Here is an 18,464-nt window from a genome sequence, read left to right as displayed (position 1 = left end):
CCCCGCCTTTCCCCTCGGGGGAGGGGCGGGGTGTTCCCCCGCTTTCGCAGGAGCCAGCCCATGCATGAGATCGCCCTTTGCCAATCCCTGCTGGAGCAGGCGATGAAGGCGCGGGAGGCCACGCCGTTCGGCCGGGTGGTTCGCGTCACCCTGTCGGTCGGCCGCCAGAGCCGGGTGCAGCCCGACGCCCTGCGCCACGCCTTCGACCTGCTCAGCCGCGACACCTTCCTGGAAGGCGCCGATCTGCGGATCGATCAGCCGCCGGGAGTGGCGTTCCGGCTCGTGGACATGGAGGTGTCGTGAGGGAGGACGACCCTGGAAGACGATACGTGCGCCAACGATGCGTCCCTTTGCCGCTGCGGCAGGCGGCGCCACAACGGCAACGGCTGACTCGGATCAATGATCGTGCCCGGGTTTGTGAACGATAACGTCCCACCTGCGACGCGCCGCCACGGCGGTCACCGTTCGTGCGCGGCGCAGGACGTGGTGAGAGGAACCCCGGCATGCAGGAAAAGCTGGAATTTCTGATCGCGCTGGCCACGGAGAAGCATTTCGGCCGTGCGGCGCAGGTCTGCGGGGTGTCACAGCCCAACCTGTCCGCCGCGATCAAGCAGTTGGAAACGACCCTCGGCGTGCCTCTGGTCGATCGCGGCGCCCGCTTCATCGGCTTCACCGCCGAGGGGGAGCGGGTGCTGGAATGGGCGCGGCGCATCGTCGGCGACTACAAGGCGATGCGCGCCGATGTCGAGACGATGAAGCAGGGGCTGACCGGCACGCTGCGGCTGGTGGTGGTGCCGACGGCGCTGCCGATGGTCCAGCGGCTGACCGCCACCGTCTGGTCGATGCATCCCGGCATCAAGATCACCATCGCCTCCCACAGCTCCACCGAGATCCTCTCCAAGCTGGAGAATCTGGAGGCGGAGGCCGGGATCACCTATCTCGACAACGAGCCGCTCGGCAACGTCGACGAGGTCCCGCTCTACCACGAGCGCTACCATCTGATCACGGCGGCCGACGGCCCTTTCGGCGCGCGCGACAGCGTCACCTGGGAGGAGGCGGCGACCCTGCCGCTCTGCCTGCTGAACACCACCATGCAGAACCGGCGGATCATCGACCGCGCCTTCGCCGAAGCGGGGGTGCACGCCGAACCGATGCTCGAATCCAACTCCATCGTCGTCCTGACCAACCATCTCCGCACCGGCATGTGGTCGACGATCATGCCGCGGATCATGGCGGATTCGCTGCTGCTTCCCCCCATCATCCGCGCCATTCCCATCGTGGCGCCGGAGCTGTCGACCCTGATCGGTCTGGTGGTGGCCCGGCGCGACCCGCAGCCGCCGCTGACCGCGGCGCTGATCGCCGACGCCCGCCGCCTCGCTCCCGAAATGGCGACAGCCGCCTAAGCAGGATTTCCGAGCCCGCCCACACATGGGCGGGCTCGGAAATCCTGCAAAACTATCGAGTCCGCAGGTTTAATCGATTAAACGCGCCAGCTCGTCGTCGATCCTCGAGATTTCGAGGAGCAGCTTCGCGCGGCGCGCCTCCAGGTCCGCGCGCCGCGTGGCGGCCGAGGAGAGCGGCGTTCTCACGGACTTCCAGAACGCGCGGATTTCGGACTGCCGGACGTCCGGGCGGAGCAGGCCGCGCTCCGCCGCCTGCCGGCGTTCGGCATCGGAGAGCCGGGCCAGCATGTAGACGGTGCCATAGCCGGTCGCCGCCATTTCCAAGGGCACCACCTCGTCGCGGATCGCCCGGTAGGCGCTCATGAGCTGGGATCGGGCCGATTTCCCAAAACGCCGGTTCAGCCCCTCGGCCAGCGCGGCGCGCTCCTCCTCGCCCAGGCGGCTTTCCGCGAGCGACAGCAGCTCCCCGATGCGCAGGAACCGCTGCTGCGCGTCTTCCCACAGCTCCGCGATCCGGGTCAGGAACTCCTCCACCGTCTGGGGAACGCGTCCTTCGGGAAGGGGAGGGAAGACGTCGCCGCTCAGAGCGGGCGGGTCTTGCGGGGGCGGCTCGACCGGCGGGGCGGCCTCGGCCATCACGGTGGTGAGGTAGGCCGACATCGCCAGGGGCGGCGGCGCCTCCTTCGGCTTCCGCAGGCGCGGCTTGCGCACCACCTCGACGTCCTTTCCGGCGACCTTTCCCTCGCGCTTAGCCACGGAAGGTCTCCAGCAGGGCCAAGGCTTCCGCGCCGATCGCCTCGATGTCGTCCGCCATGGCGGAGTAGGGCGCCGGCTTCTGCGCGAAGCTGGCGTGGTTGATCGACGCCTTCTGCCCGAGGTCCGCCTTCAGCGTCGGGATCGCCAAACCTTCGAGCTGCCGGCGCGCGACCTGATCGACGCTCGCGCGGCGGTCGATCTGCGAGAGCACGGCGGCGGCCGGAATGAACGCCTTGGGGGAGAAGCGCCGGGCCTTGGTGATGGCGTTGACCACATGCTGGTACGTCCGGAACGCCTCCACCACGTCCTTGGCGTCGGCCTTGGTCGGGATCAGCACCAGCGACGAGATGTCGATCGCGTTGACCAGCGCCGTGCTGTTGGCGCCCGGCACGTCGATCAGCAGGAAGTCGTTGACGGCCGACACCTCGTTGGCCACCTGCACCAGATCGTCGGCTTGGACCACCCGGACCTCCGTCCGCCCGGTGGCGGACAGCCAGCCGCTCAGATTCTTGTTCGGGTCCGCATCGATGCAGAACACCGACGCGCCGCGGCGCCTGAGGAACTCGGCCAGCGCGTTGACGAGCGTCGTCTTTCCAACGCCGCCCTTGCTGCTGCCCACGGTGATGATCTGGCCCATTGCAACCCCTGCCGGATTCGCCGGACGGGCCGGCGGCACCTCGACCGCTCAGAAAAGGAATTCGGTGACGTCTTCGGGCGAAAGGTGCGCGATAGGGGAGGGGCCGTCAAGCTGCGGACTCGAACGACCGGCCGTTTGTCCCCGCACCATCACGCGCTGAGGTGCCCTCGCTGAAAATCAGACCCGCTGATAAATCGTGATACTCCACGGTAAAAGGTTTCGCCGTCCGGTCCCCTAGGCTTTCCGCAATGGGAGGGCCGACATGACGGTGATGCGGACTGTTTGGAATGGAGCGGCGGATCCGAAGGCCGCCGCGGGGACCGGCGCACCGGCTCTGGTCGGGCGCCCGATGCCGCGGGTCGAGGATGGGGCGCTGCTGACCGGCGTGGCGCGCTACGCCGACGACCTGCCGGCCAAGCCGGGGACGCTCCACGCGGCGATCCTGCGCTCGCCGCACGCCCACGCCGAGATCCTTGGCGTCGACACCGCCGCCGCCCTGGCGGTCCCCGGCGTGGCCGCGGTGGTCACCGGGACCGACGCCCAGCGCGTCGCCAGCCCCTTCCTGGTCGGCGTGCGCGCGCCGATGGAGCATTGGTGTCTGGCCGTCGACCGCGTCCGCCACGTCGGGGAGCCCGTCGCGGTGGTTCTGGCGGACAGCCGCTACCAGGCGGAGGACGCGCTCGACCGCATCGCGGTGCGTTACCGCCCGCTGCCGCCGGTCACCTCGATCGTCCAGGCGCTGGACCCGGCGTCGGAGCCGCTGCACCCGGCGCTCGGCAGCAACCTCGTCAACAGCCGCAGCTTCCGCTACGGCGACCCCGAGGCCGCCTTCGCCCGCGCGGACCGCAGCGTGTCGGTCGAGGTGGAGTTCCCGCGCAACTCCTGCACACCGATGGAGTGCTTCGTCGTGCTGGCCGACCACGACGCGGCCGAGGACGCCTACGAGGTCCTGTCGAACTTCTCCGGCCCCTTCGCGGTCCATCCGGTGATGGCCAGGGCGTTGAAGGTTCCGGGATCGCGGCTGCGGCTGAAGACGCCGCCCCATTCCGGCGGCAGCTTCGGCAACAAGCAGGCGGTCTTCCCCTACATCGTGCTGATGGCCGTGTGCGCCCGCGTCGCCGGCCGGCCGGTGAAGTGGGTGGAGGACCGGCTGGAGCATCTGATGGCCGCCACCTCGGCCACGGCGCGGCGGATGCGCATCGATGCGGCGGTGGAGGCGGACGGCCGGGTGCTCGCCCTGCGCATGGAGCAGACGGAGGATTGCGGCGCCTATCTGCGCGCTCCGGAGCCGGCCTCCCTCTACCGCAACCACGGCAACCTGACCGGCGCCTATGACATCCCGAACCTTGCGGTGACCAACCGCATCGTCGTCACCAACAAGACGCCGACCGGCCTGAACCGCGGCTTCGGCGGCGGGCAGCTCTACTACGGGTTGGAGCGGCTGATGAACCGCGTCGCGGTGGAGCTTGGGCTCGACCCGCTCGACGTGATCCGCCGCAACCTCGTGGCGGCCGAGGCCATGCCCTACCGCACGGCGTCGGGCGGGTCGCTGGACTCCGGCGACTATCCCGCCACGCTGGAGGAGGCGGTGCGCGACGGCGCGCTGGACGCGCTGAAGGCCCGGCGCGACGCGCGGCGCGCCGAGGGGCGGCTCTACGGCATCGGCTACGCCGCGGTGGTCGAGCCCTCCATCTCCAACATGGGCTACATCACCACCGTCCTGACCGCCGAGGAGCGGCGCAAGGCCGGGCCGAAGAACGGCGCGCAGGCGACGGCCAGCGTCGCGGTGGACCCGACCGGCGGAGTCTCGGTCCACGTCTCCTCCGCGCCGCAGGGGCAGGGGCATCGCACGGTGCTGGCCCAGGTGGTGGCCGACGTGTTCGGCCTGCGCTTCGAGGATGTCCGCGTCAACACCGACCTCGACACCGGCAAGGACGCCTGGTCGATCGCGTCGGGCAACTATTCCAGCCGCTTCGCCGGGGCGGTGGCCGGGGCGGCGCAGGTCGCCGCGACGCGGCTGCGCGACCGCATGGCGGCGCTGGTCGCCGGCTCGCTCAACAGCCGGCCGGAGGAGGTGCGCTTCGCCGGGGGCAAGGTCTTCGCGGCGGGGAACCCCGACAACGCGCTGTCCTTCTCGCGCGTTGCCGCCGCCGGCCATTGGGCGCCGGGCACGCTGCCCGACGGGCGGGAGGCGGCGCTACGCGAAACCGCCTTCTGGACGCCCGAGCCGCTGAAGGCGCCGACCGACGCCGACTACATCAACAGCTCGGCCTGCTACGGCTTTATCTTCGACTTCTGCGGGGTGGAGATCGACCGCGACACCGGGGCGGTGCGGATCGACCGCTACGTCACCATGCACGACGCCGGCCGGCTGCTGAATCCGCTGCTGGTCGAGGGGCAGATCCTCGGCGGCTTCGCCCACGCGGTGGGGGCGGCGCTCTACGAGGAATACGCCTACGGCGACGACGGGCGCTTCCTGTCGGGCACCTTCGCCGATTATCTGGTGCCGACCGCCTGCGAGGTGCCGGTGCCGGTCATCCTCCACCGCGAGAGCCCGTCGCCGGTCACGCCGCTCGGCGCCAAGGGCGTGGGGGAGGGCAATTGCATGAGCACGCCCGCCTGCCTCGCCAACGCCGTGGCCGACGCGCTCGGCGGGCCGGTGCCGTCATTGCCGTTGACCCCGGCCAAGATCGCCGCGCTGATCCATCCGCCGGAGCCGCCGCGCCCGGCTGGGCCGGCAGGCGCGGTGGCCGCACCGGCGCCGTCGGCGTCCGGCGGGCGCGGCCTGTCCGGGGAGGGCAGCCGCGAGGTTCCGGCGCCGCCGGAACAGGTCTGGGCGATCCTGCTCGACCCCAAGGAGCTGGCCGCCCTGCTGCCGGGCTGCGAGGCGCTGGACCGCGCCGGTCCCGACGCCTACCGGGCGGAGGTGGTGGTCGGCATCGGGCCGGTGCGCGGCCGCTACACGGCGGAGGTCGCTCTGTCCGACCTCGACCCGCCGCGATCGCTGACCTTGTCCGGCAGCGGGTCGAGCGCGCTCGGCACCGGGCGGGGCACCGGCCACGTCACGCTGGAGCGCACGGCCGGTGGCACCCGCGTCACCTACCGCTACTCCGCCGAGGTCGGCGGCAAGGTCGCGGCGGTCGGCGGGCGCATGCTCGACAGCGCCTCGCGCCTGCTGATCGGCCAGTTCTTCGAGAAGCTGGTCGCCCGCGCCGGGGGCGCTCCGGCGCCGGCCGAACGGCCCGGCCTTCTCGCCCGCCTGCTGCGCTTTCTGGGGCTGAACCGATGAAACCCGCCTCCTTCGATTACCTGCGGCCGGCCACGGTCGCCGACGCCCTGGCGGCGCTGGCCGCGGGGGGCGACGACGCCCGCGTGATCGCTGGCGGCCAGTCGCTGATGCCGATGCTGAACATGCGACTGGTGCAGCCGCGCCTGCTGATCGACCTCAGCCGACTGGAAGAGCTGCGCACGCTCAAGGCCGACTCCGGCTGGCTGAGCGTGGGGGCGGCGGTGACCCAGGCGGAGCTTCTGTCCCGCCCGACCCTGCGGGACGAGGTGCCGCTGCTCGCTGCCGCCCTTCCCTGGGTCGGTCATTTTCAGACCCGCAACCGCGGCACCGTCTGCGGTTCCGTCGCCCATGCCGACCCCAGCGCCGAAATGCCGCTCTGCCTCGTCGCCACCGGCGGCGCGGTGGTGCTGCGCAACGCCAAGCGCCGCCGCACCGTGGCGGCCGCCGACTTCTTCGTCGGTCCGCTGACCACGGTGAAGGCGGCGGACGAGATTGTCGAGAGCGTGCGCTTCCCGCTCGCCGCCGCCGGCAGCGGCCACGCCTTCCGCGAGGTCTCCATGCGGCACGGCGACTTCGCCATCACCGCCTGCGCCGCGACGGTCGACGGGACACAGGCGAGCCTCGCCGTCGGCGGGGTGGCCGACCGGCCGACGCTGCGCTCCTGGCCGCTCGTCGGTGGGGCGCTGCTGTCGGACCTCGACGCGGCGCTGAACGCCTTCGCCTGGGATCTCGGGGGCGATGACGACCAGCACGCCACCGCCCGCTACCGCCGCGACCTCGTGCGCCGCATCGGCCGCACCGTCCTTGAGGAGGCCCTGTCATGCCGCCGCTGAAGAGCGCCGCCACTCCGGTCGCCAGCGTCTTGGCCGCCGACGCGCGCCACACCGTCACCGTCGTCCTGAACGGCACGCCCCGCACCGGCCAAGCCCACCCGCGCCTGCTGCTGAGTGACTTCCTGCGCCACGAGCTGGGCGCCCACGGCACCCGCGTCGGCTGCGAGCACGGGGTGTGCGGCGCCTGCACGGTGCGCATCGACGGGGTGGCGCAGCGCGCCTGCCTGACCCTGGCCGTGCAGGCCGACGGGCGGCGCATCGACACGGTCGAGGGGCTGTCCCAATCCAACCAGGGGCCCACCGAGGGGCGCATGACGGCGCTACAGGAGGCCTTCCGCCGGCACCACGCCCTGCAATGCGGCTTCTGCACGGCCGGCATCCTGATGTCGCTGTCCGATTACCTGGGCCGCAACCCGAAACCCACCGAGGAGGAGCTACGCGACATGTTGAGCGGCCATCTTTGCCGCTGCACCGGCTACGCCGGGATTGTCCGCGCCGTGATGGACGTGACCGGACAGGCAGCGGCTTGCGACACCAGGAGCGGGGAGGCGGCGCATGTTTGACCTCGGCCGCAGCATCCTGGCCAGCGCGGAGCGCAGCCCCGGCGCGCTGGCCATCGTCGACGGCGAGCTGCGCCTGACCTACGCGGAGTGGCTGGACCGCATCCGCCGGCTGGTCGGCGCCTTCGACCGCTTCGGTCTGCGCCCCGGCGACCGCATCGCCACCGCCCTGCAGAACAGCTGGGAGATGGCGACCATCCATTGGGCCTGCCAGCTGGCCGGCATCGCCGCGGTGCCGCTGAACTGGCGGGTGAAGGCGGACGAGCTGGATTATTGCCTGCCCAACGCCGAGGTGCGCGCCCTGTTCTTCCAGGACGTCTCGGCGGAGGCCACGGCCAGATCCCCCGTCGCTCAGGCCCTGCCGCGGGTCGCCGTCGGCTCCGGCGCGTCCGGCGGCACCCACCGCTTCGCAGCCCTTCTCGACGCCGCGCCGGCCCCGGCGGTGCCGCGCGCCACCGACGATCATGTGTCGCTGTTCCTCTACACCTCCGGCACCACCGGCAAGCCGAAGGGCGTGCCGCGCCGCCACCGGGCGGAGCGCGCCGCCGCCGTGGCCCATGTCGCCCAGAACTGCTACCGCCGCGGCGAGCGCACGCTGGGGGTCATGCCGCTCTACCACACCATGGGCGTGCGCTCCCTGCTGGCGATGGCGCTGGTCGACGGCACCTTCGTCTGCCTGCCGCGCTTCGACACCGCGCGCGCGCTGGAGCTGATCGCGGCGGAGCGCCTGACCTGCCTCTACCTCGTGCCGACGCTCTACCACGACCTGCTGGCCGACCCGCGCTTCCCCGCCACCGATGTGTCGTCGGTGCGCAAGCTGGGCTTCGCCGGCGCGTCGATGACCGACGGGCTGCTGAAGCGGCTGGACGCCGCCTTCCGGCCGGAGCTGTTCGTCAACCATTACGGCTCGTCGGAAATCTACACCTTCACGCTCGACCAGAACGCGCCGGCCAAGCCCGGTTCCGCCGGCAAGGCGGCGCTGAACCAGCGCATCCGCGTCGTGAGGCTCGGCTCCTACGACGCCGGCGACGTTGCCGCGGCGGGCGAGGAGGGGCAGATCATCGCCGATCTGGCGGGCGACGAGGCCTTTGAAGGCTACTGGAAGCGCCCCGACGCCGACGCGAAGGCGCTGCACGCCGGCTGGTACTTCACCGGCGACATCGGCTTCTTCGACGCCGACGGCGACCTGTTCGTCACCGGGCGGGTGGACGACATGATCATCACCGGCGGCGAGAACGTCTCGCCCGTGGAGATCGAGAGCGTCCTGTCCCTGCACGACGGCGTGCTGGAGGTCGCCATCGCCGGCTTGCCTGACGAGCGCTGGGGCCAGCGCGTGGTCGCCTTCATCAAGCGGGCGCCCAATGTGGAGGCCGCCGACCTCGACGCGCACTGCCGCACCTCCGGCCTCGCCAACTTCAAGCGCCCGCGCGAGTACGTCTTCCTGGACGAGATCCCCAAGTCGCCGGTCGGCAAGATCCTGCGGCGCAAGCTCCAGGCCGGCGAATACCAGCTCGAACACAGCCCCACCGCGCACTGAACAACCCGACTTTTCTGGAGAGACCCCGTGAAGCCTTATTCGTTCGACAGCAGCAACCGCCTCCTCGCCGATCTCGACGGCTTCCGCGTCGAGATCGACGAAGCCAAGGAGCGCGCCGACATCGTCCTGCACCGCCCGCCCTTCAACATCATCAGCATGCTCCAGCGCGACCAGTTCGGCGCGGCCTTCGCCGCGCTCGACCGCGATCCGAAGGTGCGTGTGATCGTCCTGCGGGCCGAGGGCGAGAACTTCTCCTCCGGCGGCAAGATCGCCGGCTTCCTGGAGCAGACCGCGGAGCATGTGTCCGAGCTGGCGATCAACGTCGCCGCGCCGGAACGCTGCCGCAAGCCGGTGATCGCCCAGGTCCGCGGCTATTGCTTCGGCGTCGGCTTCGAGCTGTCGCTGGCCTGCGACTTCCGCATCGCCTCGGAGACCGCGCAGTTCGCCCTGCCGGAGATGCGCATCGGCATGATTCCCGGCTCGGGCGGCTCGGCCCGCCTGCTGCACATGATCGGCATCGGCCGGACCAAGGACATGGTGATGCGCGCCAAGCGCATTCCGGGCCGTCAGGCCGCCGACTGGGGCTTCGTCACCGAATGCGTCGCCGACGCCGAGCTGGAGGCGACCGTCGCCGCGCTGGTGGATGAGCTGCGCGGCTTCTCCCCGCTGGCCCAGCGCACCATCAAGGGCGTGCTGAACAGTGGCAACAACGTGTCGGTCAACGGCGCCATCGAGATCGAGGGCCAAGCCTACGGCCGCCTGCGCGGCTCCGAGGACTTCGCGGAGGGCGTTGCCTCCTTCCACGAGAAGCGCAAGCCGGTCTTCAAGGGCCTCTGAACGTTGGTACGGATGCGCCCCCTCGGCAACGGACGGGCGCATCCCCGTTGCAGGCCATTCGCTACGGCAAGGGGGTGCGCCTGAATTCCGTCTTGTACCGGTGGCCGGCTGATGGCATCCACAAGGCATGAAACGACAGGCTGCGGAAGTTCGGGGTCCGATGCCGGACGAGGCCATGGCGGAACCATCGAGGGCGCGCCGGGTGCGGACGGCGCGCGTGCTCATGATGGCTGGGTCGCTGTTCGCCGTGACTGCGGCCTTCGTGCTGCTGGCCGATAACGCAGACGAACGGAGCGACGAGGCCGTTCGCGCCGATCTGGTCGCGATGATCAGGGAGAACGCTCCGCGCGAGCGGCTGGAGGCGGAGATCGCCGCAGCGCTCGATCGTGACGCCCCGGAACAAGCGGAAGAATATTTCGAGGTGGGCGACCTCGTCGGCGTCCCGCTCGATCCCAGCCTTCGTTCCCGCTGGGCCGAAGAGACCTCTGGATGGCGGGCGATGTCGCGAACGGCGCGGCGTGCGGCTGCCGGCGTCGCGACCGGCGAGGGGGAGGATGCCGTCGGCATCGCCGCCGCACTCGCCTCCGACCTGACCGTCGTCGGCGATGTCCGGGACCTTGCCGTCCAGGCGTCGCGGATGATCCGGGGGGAGGCGGTGGACGAACTGACGCTTGGCCTCTCGATGGCGGGAGTGGCCTTGACCGCCGGGACCGTGGCCACGGCCGGCGGGGCTCTGCCGGCCAAGACAGGCGTCTCCCTGGCGAAGCTGGCGCGGAAGACCGGACGATTGAGCGTGGCCTTCCAGGCGGAGCTTGGGCGCGTCGTCGCCAGGTCGATGGACCTGCCTGCGTTCCGGCACTCCGTCCGCGACATTCCCTGGTACCGCTTGGACGATCTGGTGGCCGTGGCGCGGCGTCACGCCACGCGTGTGGATGTGAGTGAGACGCGGGCATTGCTCGCGTCGTTCGGTGCGATCAGCCAAGCGACATCACCCACCCGGACCCTTGCGGTTCTGCGGTATATGGATGACGCAAAGGACGTCCAGAAGGCTGAACGCGCCGCCAAGCTGCTCGGCAAGCCGGTAAGCGGTGCCTTCCGGTTGACCGGGAAGAAGGTTCTCGCGACGGTCGGCCGCGTCGGTGCGCTGTCCGGGATGGCGCTGGGCGCCCTGCTTACCCTGGCGGGCGGTGTCCTGTCCTTCATGGTCGGGGCGCTGATGGCGCTTGCAACTCTGTGGCGCTTGGGCAAGGTGGCGCGCTGGACCGTCCGAAACGCCTTCAGGCCCCTGCGGTGGCCGGCCCGTGGTGCATGACGACGCGGCGGTACTCGGTCGGCGTCACGCCCTGGTGGTTGCGGAAGAAACGGCTGAAATGGCTGGGGGCGGCGAAGCCGAGCCGGCCGGAGATCGCCGTGGCGCTTTCCCGCCCGGCGGCCATGGCGCCGATGGCGGCCTCCATCCGCAGCACGTTGAAATACAGCGCCGGCGTGATCGACAGCGCTCGCTGGAACAGCCGGAACATGTGCGCCCGCGACAGGCCGGCGGCGGCGGCGACGCGCGCGGCGTCGAACTCCTCTCCCAGATTGCCGCTCATGAAGCGGATGGCCTGCCGGATGCGGAAGTCCACGGGCGACGTGACGGAGGACAGGGCGCTGCCGCGCAGGCTTCGCCAGTCGGAGAAGCGGTCGACGATGGCGAGCATCAGCTCGACCAGCGCCTGCTCCATCCGCTCGGCCGAGGGATCGCCGTACAGCAGCTCCGCGGTCATGCGGTCGGCGAGGCGCCGGATGTGCGGCGTCAGTTCGCCGCAGGGGTGGGCGAAGAAGCCGGGGGTGGCGCTGGCGGTGAACTCCCGCTGCATGGCGCCGAGCCAGCCGGGCTCGATGTAGAGCGCCAGGATCACCGTGCCCGGCGCCCCCGGCTGGTGGGCGTAGGAATGCGCCTCCCAGCTGTTCACCAGCACGGCGGTGTCGTCGCGCAAGGGGTGGCACCGCTCGCGCACCGCGAACTGGGTGTCGGCGCCCGATGCCTTGATCAGCACATGGCAATGGGGGTGCGCGTGGTGGATCAGCGCGTGGTCCATGTCCAGCAGCGCGACGCGGCCGAACGCGCCCTGGTGAATCCGCATGGCCTTCGACATGATGCGCGGTCCTCGTTCTGCTCGTCCCCCATGGCGCGGGGCCATGGCGCGGGGACGTCTGCCGATGGAAACAGGGTGACGGGTGTAAACCCGGCAAAAAAAGCGGCCGATCCGGCCTTTTATCTCCGGATCGGCACGAGTGGGGACGTGACTCGGTGCGGCCGGCCGGAGCTAGCCGATCGCGGTGCGCCAGGAGGCGCCGGGATCGACCAGCCGGTCCAGATCCACGCTGTCTTCGCCGGGCACGCGGATGCGCTTGAACTTCATCTCGGGCGCGTCGATCGGGATGGTCGCGTCGATGCCCCATTTGGCGCCCAGCCCGTCGGCGGTGGACGGGTCGAGCTTGGAGCACTGGCTGTCGCCGACGACCACGAGGTCGCGGTCGGCCTGGAAGCGCGTGGCGACGGCCCACTCGACCTCGCGCGCGTTGTGGATGTCCACGTCGGTGTCGACGACGACGGCGTGCTTGATGTCGTAATGGGCGGCGAAGGCGCCGAGCAGGACGTTCTTGGCCTCGCCGTGCTGCGTCTTCCGCAGCTTCACCACCAGATGGTAGCGCCCGACGCCGCCCAGCGACAGGTGGACGTCCTGCACGCCGGGGAAGTTGCGCTGTAGGGAGGCGAGGATGGTCGCCTCGCGCGGGATGGCGCCCAGCAGGAGATGCTCCAGCCCGCCGCCGACGATGGTGTGGAAGATCGGTTGGAGCCGGTGGGTCACCGCGTCCACCTGGATGACGTGGCGGTCGGCTCGCTCCCCGTAATATTGCGGGAACTCGCCGAACGGCCCCTCGGCCTCGCGGACGCGGGGGAGCAGGCGGCCCTCGATCACGATCTCTGCCCGGGCCGGGACGCGAACCCCGTTGGTCAGGCAGCGCACGACCTCCAGCGGCTCGCCGCGCAGCGCGCCGGCGATCTCCAGCTCGTCCTGGCCGACCGGTACGATCGCCTGGGAGGCCAGCAGCGTGGCCGGGTCGACGCCGATGACCAGCGCGATCTCCAGCGCCTCGCCCTTCGCTTCGGCCTTCCGGTAGAAATGGTCGGTGTGGCGCGGCAGCAGAAGGATGCCGATGCGGTCCGGCCCGTTGATCTGGCAGCGGTGGATCGAGACGTTCTGGACGCCGGTTTCCGGATCGCGCGCGATGGTCAGTCCGGCGGAGATGTAGGGGCCGCTGTCGTGCTCGTTGTGGGTCGGGATGGGCAGCAGCCGGGTCAGGTCGATGGGGCCGCGGTGCACGACCTCCTGCGCCGGGGCGTTGGTGATCTCGCGCCAGGGGAGCGGCTCCTCGGCGGCCTTGCGGACATGGGCGATCAGCGCGTCGCCGGAGACGCCCAGCGCTTCGGCCATCCAGGCGCGGTCCGACACGAGGCCGGACACGACCGTTCCCGGATGCCCGTCCGGGCGGGGGAACAGGGTGGCGGTGGTGCCGTCCAGGCGTTTGGCGGCGGCGGCCAGCTCATGGACCAGCCCGACACCGGGGCGCATCACCGTCAGGCGGTTGGTCGCCGCCAGCCGGTCGAGCCAGCCGCGCAGGCCGAAGGCCTTGCCGCGCGGCTCCTGGGAATGGATGCGTTCGATGATGTGCGCGCTCATGGCGTTTGTGCCCTGATGGAGGAGTTTCGAGGACGCGGGAGGGGCCGCCTCAAACGGGGCCGGGGGGCCGTGACGCCACCCCGGCCCGCGCCGTCAGGCGGTGTCCCGCATGGCCCGGCCCGCGGTGGTCAGGCGCGGCAGGTGGCTGATGCTCATCACGATCAGCGGGATGACCAGCGCGACGTAGGCGTTGTCGATGCCGTAGGGATCGCCGGCCATGTACCAGCCGATGGTCAGGAACAGCGACAGCACGATGCTGGTCACCGCCCCCCTGGGGGTGCCGAAGGACGGGGCGTAGAAGATGAACAGGACCAGCACCGCCAGGGTCAGGCGCAGCGACTTGGCCAGGAAGGTCACCTTCAGCACGTCCGGCGCGAAGATGGCCAGCGGGATCGGCAGCAGGCCGACGACGATGGCGGCGACCCGAACGAAGACCAGGGACTGGCTGTCGCCCGTGGCCTTGCCGGTGATCGGCAGGTAGAAGTCCTTGTAGAGCAGCGTCGCCGTGCCGATGCTGATGGCGGAGATCGTGCCGAACAGCGAGGCGGCGAGGCCGGCGACGACGACCGCCGCCATCATGCTGTCCATCTGCGCCACGATCATCGGGAAGGCTTGCAGCGAGTTGATCTTCGGGAACAGCACGGCCGCGCACATGCCGCAGATGGCCGCGGCGATGCCGAAGGGGATCAGCAGGACCGAGGTGTAGAAGCTGGCCTTCTGGGCCTTGCCGGCATCGCCGACCGTGCTGATCGCCTGGAGCACGTACTGGGTGGAGAAGACGGCGCCCGTCCCGGCCAGGATCCAGGCGAGGATCTGCGGCCAGCCGGCGTTGTCGATGGTGAACATGGCCGGCGGAAGCTGCGCTTGAAGCTCCGACCAGCCGCCGACCTGGCTCAGCGCGAAGGCGGTGGCGACGATGATGCCGATGTACTTCACGACGGCGTGCATCACGTTCGTGTAGATGACCGAGCGCATCCCGCCCATGCCGACGTAGAGCGCGGCGAACAGGCCGGTGAAGACGATGGCCAGCGACCGGTCGATCTTCAGCAGCCCGGCGAGCACCGCGCCGCCGCTGGCGTAGACAGACACGGCGACGATCTGCAGCGCGAAGATCATGATGACGCTGGTGGCGACCTTGGTCGGCGTGCCGTAGGTCCGCGCCAGGGCGCCGGAGATGGTGTTCTCGCCCAGGTCCTTGAACTTCCGGGCGAACAGGAAGGCGTACAGCATGAAGCCGATGCCCAGCGCCACGAGGTTCCACGCCGCCGAGATGCCCCATTTGTAGCTGGCCTGGGCGGTGCCGACGCTGGCGGTCGTCCCGATGAATTCCGACATCAGCAGGAAGCCCACCAGGATGGCGGGGTAGGTGGTGCCGCCGGACGTGAAGTTGTGGGCGGTGTTGGAGAAGCGGCGCGCGGCGTAGCTGACCACGCCCATCGCCAGGATGTAGACGACAGCCAGGGACATGGCCGTCCAATTGGCTTCCATGCGGATACCCTCCCGGAGTTTGATGACGCCAGGCCCGTGGGTGAGGCTCTTGTTCGGGGCGCCGGTTGGTTATGGATGATGGTGGGGGCCGGTGGGCCCCCCGGCGCCGCCCGGAGCGGCGCCCAGGGTGACACCCAGTGCGGCGGCGCCGCTCTGGGCGAGCGCCACCCGCAATTCTTCGGTGAAGAGGCGCACGACATGGTCGACGCCGTCCTCGCCGGCCGCGGCGTAGGCCATCAGGAAGGCGCGTCCCGCGAAGGCGGAGACGGCGCCGCGGCCGAGGACGCGCAGCAGGTCGAGGCCCGAGGAGATGGAACCGTCGACGAGGACCGTGGCCCGTCCGCCGACCCGCTCGACAATCGCGGGCAGGGCGCTGGCGGTGGCCGGGGCGGCGTCGAACTGGCGTCCGCCATGGTTCGACACCAGGATTCCGTCGGCGCCCAGCGCGACCGCCGTCTCGGCGTCGTCGGGATGCAGGATGCCCTTGACGATCAGCGGGCCGGTCCAGGCGTCGCGGAAGCGGGCCACCGACTCCCAGGTCAGCGGGCCGGTCATCTTCTGGAAGACGAAGCTCGCCAGATCGGCGGTGCTCGCGTCCGGCCCCAGATAGGCTTCGAAGTTGCGGAAGCGCGGCTGGCCCTTCCGCAGCATCGCCAGCGCCCAGCCGGGCGCCCGCGCCACGTCCCACGCGGTGCGCAGAGTGGGGCGGAAGGGCACGACCAAGCCGTTGCGCACGTCGCGCACCCGCTTGGAGCGCACCGGCACGTCCATGGTCAGGACCAGCGCGTGGGCGCCCGCGGCCTGGGCGCGCCGGATCAGGTCCAGCGAGACCGCGTGGTCGTTCTCCGGCACGTTGTAGAGCTGGTACCAGAAGACGTCCGGCGCGATCGCCGCGATGCGCTCGATGGAGGTGTTGGCGACCGTGGACATCACGTAGGGGATGCGCGCCCGCTGCGCCGCCCGCGCGATGGACTCGTCGGCGTCCGGCCAGAGCAGGCCGGCCAGCCCCATGGGGGCCACCCCGACCGGCAGCGCGTAGCCGCGGCCGAACAGGGTCGTTTCCGTCGTCACCGAGCGGACGTCCAGCCCATAGCGCGGCACGATCTCGATGGCGTCGAGCGCCCGGCGGTTGCGCGCCAGCCCGAGGTCGTCGTTCACCCCGCCGGCCACGAAGTCATAGGCGAAGCGCGGCGTTCGCCGCCGGGCCTGCGCCGCGAGGTCGGCGACCGCCGGGAAGCGGCGGCGCAGGCGCGCCGCTTCCGTGGACAGGCCGCCGGTCCCCCAGCCGCCCGCCGGCTTCGCGGCGCCTGCCGGGGTTGCGGGGCTTGCCGGGCTTGTGGCGCTAGCCGGGGTGGCGGCCCCGGTCCCGGCCCCCGTCATGGTCTGGTCGCGGGCCGACATCAGTAGTCGCACAGCACGTTGACCAGCGCCTGCCGGCGCTCGCCGGTCACCACCGCCACCGCCCGGCGCAGCGTCTCGCGCAGGTCCTCCGGCCGTTCGACGCGGAAGCCGGCGCCGCCGCTCGCCTCCACCAGCTTCTCGTAGGCGGGGGCCGGGCTGAGGTCGGCCAGCATGCGGCCGCCGTCGCGCGCGGCGACGCCGGTCTTGTACATCGCCATGGTGGCGTTGCGCACCGCGCCGTAGAGCTGGTTGTTGAAGATGATGGTCAGGACCGGCAGATCGTGCGCCTCCGCCACCCAGTGGGAGGCGGTGGGGTTGGCGAACATGTAGGCGCCGTCGCCGAGCGTCGCGACGACCAGCCGGTCCGGGTTCGCGAGCTTGGCCCCCAGCGCCGCCCCCAGGCCCCAGCCAAGGCCGCCGGCCGCGCTCAGCCCGAAATAGCGGCCGCTCGTCGTCTGCGGGCAATGCTCCAGCCGCAGCGGGTATTCGTTGACGATCAGCGCGTCGGGACCGACCGCCTCGGCGATGCAGGCGCTCAGCCACTCCGGGCCGATGGCGTCGCCCGGCGGCGGGGCGTCCGGCGTGAGGCGCTTGGCGGCCAGGGCGCGCGATTGGGTGCGCAGGACGGCGCCGCGGGCGGCGATCCGCCCCTCGTCGAGGGCGTCGTGGCCGGTCAGGCGCCGTTCGACCGCGTCGAGGACCGTGGCCGTGTCGCCGGTGATGCTGAGATCCGTCGGGAAGCTGCGCATCGGGTAGCGGGTGAAGGAGGGGTCCTCGCCGATCTGAACGACGCGGCAGCCCTCGGGCGGCGATTCGAGGTTCGGGATCCAGGGGACGTCGGCCTCCAGCGCGATGACGAGGTCGGCCCGGGCGAGCAGCTCGCCCGGCTGGAAGCCCAGATTCATCGGGTGGTCGGCCGCGATGTTCAGGAAGCGCGGGTGGAAGGACACCACCGGGATCGCGAAGCGCTCGGCCAGCCGGGCCAGCGCGTCGAAGCCCGCCCGGGTGCGCCCGGCGCCCTGGGTGATGATCAGCGGCCGTTCCGCCGTGGCGATCCAGTCGGCGAGGCGGCGGATGTCGTCGGGCTGCGGGTAGGGCACCGCCGGTGCCGGCCGGCGGCCGCTGTCGGGACGGGACACGCGGATGGGATCGGCCAGCACGTCGCGCGGCAGAGTGGCGTAGACGGGGCCGCGCGGCGAGGTCATCGCCACCTGATAGGCCCGCGCCACCAGGTCGGCGGCCTGCTCCGGCAGGTGAAGCTCGTAATCCCACTTCACCGCTTCGCGCAGCATGCCGCCCTGGTCGAACATTTCCTGCGCCCAGTGGATGTAGCGGGTGCGCGTGCCATGCCGGCCGGTCTCGCTGTAGGGGGAGCGTCCGGCGAACAGCAGGACCGGCGTCTCGTCGCGGCTGGCGTTGAGCACCGCATTGACCGTGTTGGCCGTCCCGACATTCACATGCACCATCACCGCTTGCGGCCGGCCGGTCGTCATGTAGACGCCGTGGGCCATCGACACGGCGACGTTCTCGTGCGGAATCACCATGGGGCGGGGAACCGCCGTGCCGCGCTCCGCCGCCCGGGCGAAGGCCTCGGCGATTGGAGGAAAGTCGGTCCCGCCATTCGCGAAAAAGTAGTCGACCCCGCAAGCGGACAGTTGACGCAGGAATTGGTCCGAAGCGGACTCGTCATGCTGCTCCAGTGCTTCGGTCGTCTGCTTCTGTTCGATCAACGTTGTCACTCCCTCGACTGCCGCGGTTCATCGACCGGTCCGGCTTAGTTCGTCCATAAGACGCTTTGTGACGCCAATTAATCAAATAACTTCGAGTCATCGAAGCGATCATGAAAACTGATGGAGAAGCCGTGCCATGCCACAGTCCGCCTCATGGCCGGCCGGCCGATATGACGGCGGTTCATGACGGTGGTGCCAGCCATCAAGGATCGTGATTGCGGGCATTAGCAATCACTATTAGTGATCGTCCGGCGACCTCTTCATA

General features: G+C 70.6%; 15 protein-coding genes. 8 read left to right on the top strand and 7 right to left on the bottom strand.

The annotated features are described in order from the left end of the window. Nucleotides 1-60 precede the first annotated feature (60 nt). Both FBZ83_RS14795 and FBZ83_RS14790 read left to right on the top strand, forming a co-directional pair. On the top strand, nucleotides 61-303 hold the full coding sequence (locus FBZ83_RS14795) for a hydrogenase maturation nickel metallochaperone HypA (protein ID WP_145684123.1): 243 nt from the start codon (nucleotides 61-63) through the stop codon (nucleotides 301-303). A gap of 200 nt (nucleotides 304-503) precedes the next feature. Further along, entirely contained in the window at nucleotides 504-1,403 is a 900-nt protein-coding gene (locus tag FBZ83_RS14790) for a LysR family transcriptional regulator (protein WP_145684121.1), read from the top strand. A gap of 69 nt (nucleotides 1,404-1,472) precedes the next feature. Here the strand turns inward: FBZ83_RS14790 and FBZ83_RS14785 are convergent, their stop codons facing one another. Together FBZ83_RS14785 and FBZ83_RS14780 are read right to left on the bottom strand one after the other, a co-directional pair. Further along, on the bottom strand, nucleotides 1,473-2,159 hold the full coding sequence (locus FBZ83_RS14785) for a hypothetical protein (RefSeq protein ID WP_145684118.1): 687 nt from the start codon (nucleotides 2,157-2,159) through the stop codon (nucleotides 1,473-1,475). Continuing rightward, a complete protein-coding gene (locus FBZ83_RS14780) occupies nucleotides 2,152-2,796 on the bottom strand; it encodes a ParA family protein (protein ID WP_145675602.1) in 645 nt (214 codons plus the stop codon). The genes FBZ83_RS14785 and FBZ83_RS14780 overlap by 8 nt, the downstream gene beginning before the upstream one ends. Nucleotides 2,797-3,058: 262 nt before the next feature. On the opposite strand from FBZ83_RS14780, the gene FBZ83_RS14775 reads away from it, so the two are divergent. The 6 genes from FBZ83_RS14775 (at nucleotide 3,059) to FBZ83_RS31450 (ending at nucleotide 11,164) form a co-directional block, all read left to right on the top strand. Continuing rightward, on the top strand, nucleotides 3,059-6,085 hold the full coding sequence (locus tag FBZ83_RS14775; protein ID WP_247888310.1) for a xanthine dehydrogenase family protein molybdopterin-binding subunit: 3,027 nt from the start codon (nucleotides 3,059-3,061) through the stop codon (nucleotides 6,083-6,085). Next, the gene (locus tag FBZ83_RS14770; RefSeq protein ID WP_145684116.1) at nucleotides 6,082-6,918 is read left to right on the top strand and encodes an FAD binding domain-containing protein; all 837 of its coding nucleotides are present in this window, start codon (nucleotides 6,082-6,084) and stop codon (nucleotides 6,916-6,918) included. Before FBZ83_RS14775 ends, FBZ83_RS14770 begins: the two co-directional genes overlap by 4 nt. Next, nucleotides 6,906-7,481, top strand: coding sequence for a (2Fe-2S)-binding protein (locus FBZ83_RS14765; RefSeq protein WP_145684114.1), 576 nt, complete (start codon nucleotides 6,906-6,908; stop codon nucleotides 7,479-7,481). Before FBZ83_RS14770 ends, FBZ83_RS14765 begins: the two co-directional genes overlap by 13 nt. After that, complete coding sequence (locus tag FBZ83_RS14760; RefSeq protein ID WP_145684111.1) at nucleotides 7,474-9,015, top strand: AMP-binding protein; 1,542 nt, start codon at nucleotides 7,474-7,476, stop codon at nucleotides 9,013-9,015. Before FBZ83_RS14765 ends, FBZ83_RS14760 begins: the two co-directional genes overlap by 8 nt. Nucleotides 9,016-9,042: 27 nt before the next feature. Continuing rightward, on the top strand, nucleotides 9,043-9,852 hold the full coding sequence (locus FBZ83_RS14755) for an enoyl-CoA hydratase/isomerase family protein (protein ID WP_145684109.1): 810 nt from the start codon (nucleotides 9,043-9,045) through the stop codon (nucleotides 9,850-9,852). Between the two features lie 160 nt (nucleotides 9,853-10,012). Continuing rightward, the gene (locus FBZ83_RS31450) at nucleotides 10,013-11,164 is read left to right on the top strand and encodes a hypothetical protein (RefSeq protein ID WP_186466084.1); all 1,152 of its coding nucleotides are present in this window, start codon (nucleotides 10,013-10,015) and stop codon (nucleotides 11,162-11,164) included. Here the strand turns inward: FBZ83_RS31450 and FBZ83_RS14745 are convergent. The 5 genes from FBZ83_RS14745 to FBZ83_RS14725 all read right to left on the bottom strand — a co-directional run bounded on the left by FBZ83_RS14745 (nucleotide 11,130) and on the right by FBZ83_RS14725 (nucleotide 18,208). Next, nucleotides 11,130-11,990, bottom strand: coding sequence for an AraC family transcriptional regulator (locus FBZ83_RS14745; protein ID WP_145684107.1), 861 nt, complete (start codon nucleotides 11,988-11,990; stop codon nucleotides 11,130-11,132). The two genes, FBZ83_RS31450 and FBZ83_RS14745, sit on opposite strands and share 35 nt — an antisense overlap. Nucleotides 11,991-12,161: 171 nt before the next feature. After that, nucleotides 12,162-13,580, bottom strand: coding sequence for a UbiD family decarboxylase (locus FBZ83_RS14740; RefSeq protein ID WP_145684105.1), 1,419 nt, complete (start codon nucleotides 13,578-13,580; stop codon nucleotides 12,162-12,164). Between the two features lie 93 nt (nucleotides 13,581-13,673). Further along, nucleotides 13,674-15,068: a sodium:solute symporter family protein gene (locus FBZ83_RS14735; RefSeq protein WP_145684103.1), complete on the bottom strand. Its 1,395-nt coding sequence runs from the start codon at nucleotides 15,066-15,068 to the stop codon at nucleotides 13,674-13,676. A gap of 69 nt (nucleotides 15,069-15,137) precedes the next feature. Further along, nucleotides 15,138-16,469 carry an alpha-hydroxy acid oxidase gene (locus tag FBZ83_RS14730; protein ID WP_247888309.1) on the bottom strand — a complete coding sequence of 444 codons (1,332 nt, stop codon included), beginning with the start codon at nucleotides 16,467-16,469 and terminating at the stop codon, nucleotides 15,138-15,140. Further along, the gene (locus tag FBZ83_RS14725) at nucleotides 16,469-18,208 is read right to left on the bottom strand and encodes a thiamine pyrophosphate-requiring protein (protein ID WP_145684101.1); all 1,740 of its coding nucleotides are present in this window, start codon (nucleotides 18,206-18,208) and stop codon (nucleotides 16,469-16,471) included. The genes FBZ83_RS14730 and FBZ83_RS14725 overlap by 1 nt, the downstream gene beginning before the upstream one ends. Nucleotides 18,209-18,464: the final 256 nt, after the last annotated feature.

Origin of the sequence: Azospirillum brasilense, assembly GCF_007827815.1 — a bacterium.
GTDB lineage: Bacteria > Pseudomonadota > Alphaproteobacteria > Azospirillales > Azospirillaceae > Azospirillum > Azospirillum brasilense_C.
This window is presented reverse-complemented; position numbering and strand designations above follow the sequence as displayed.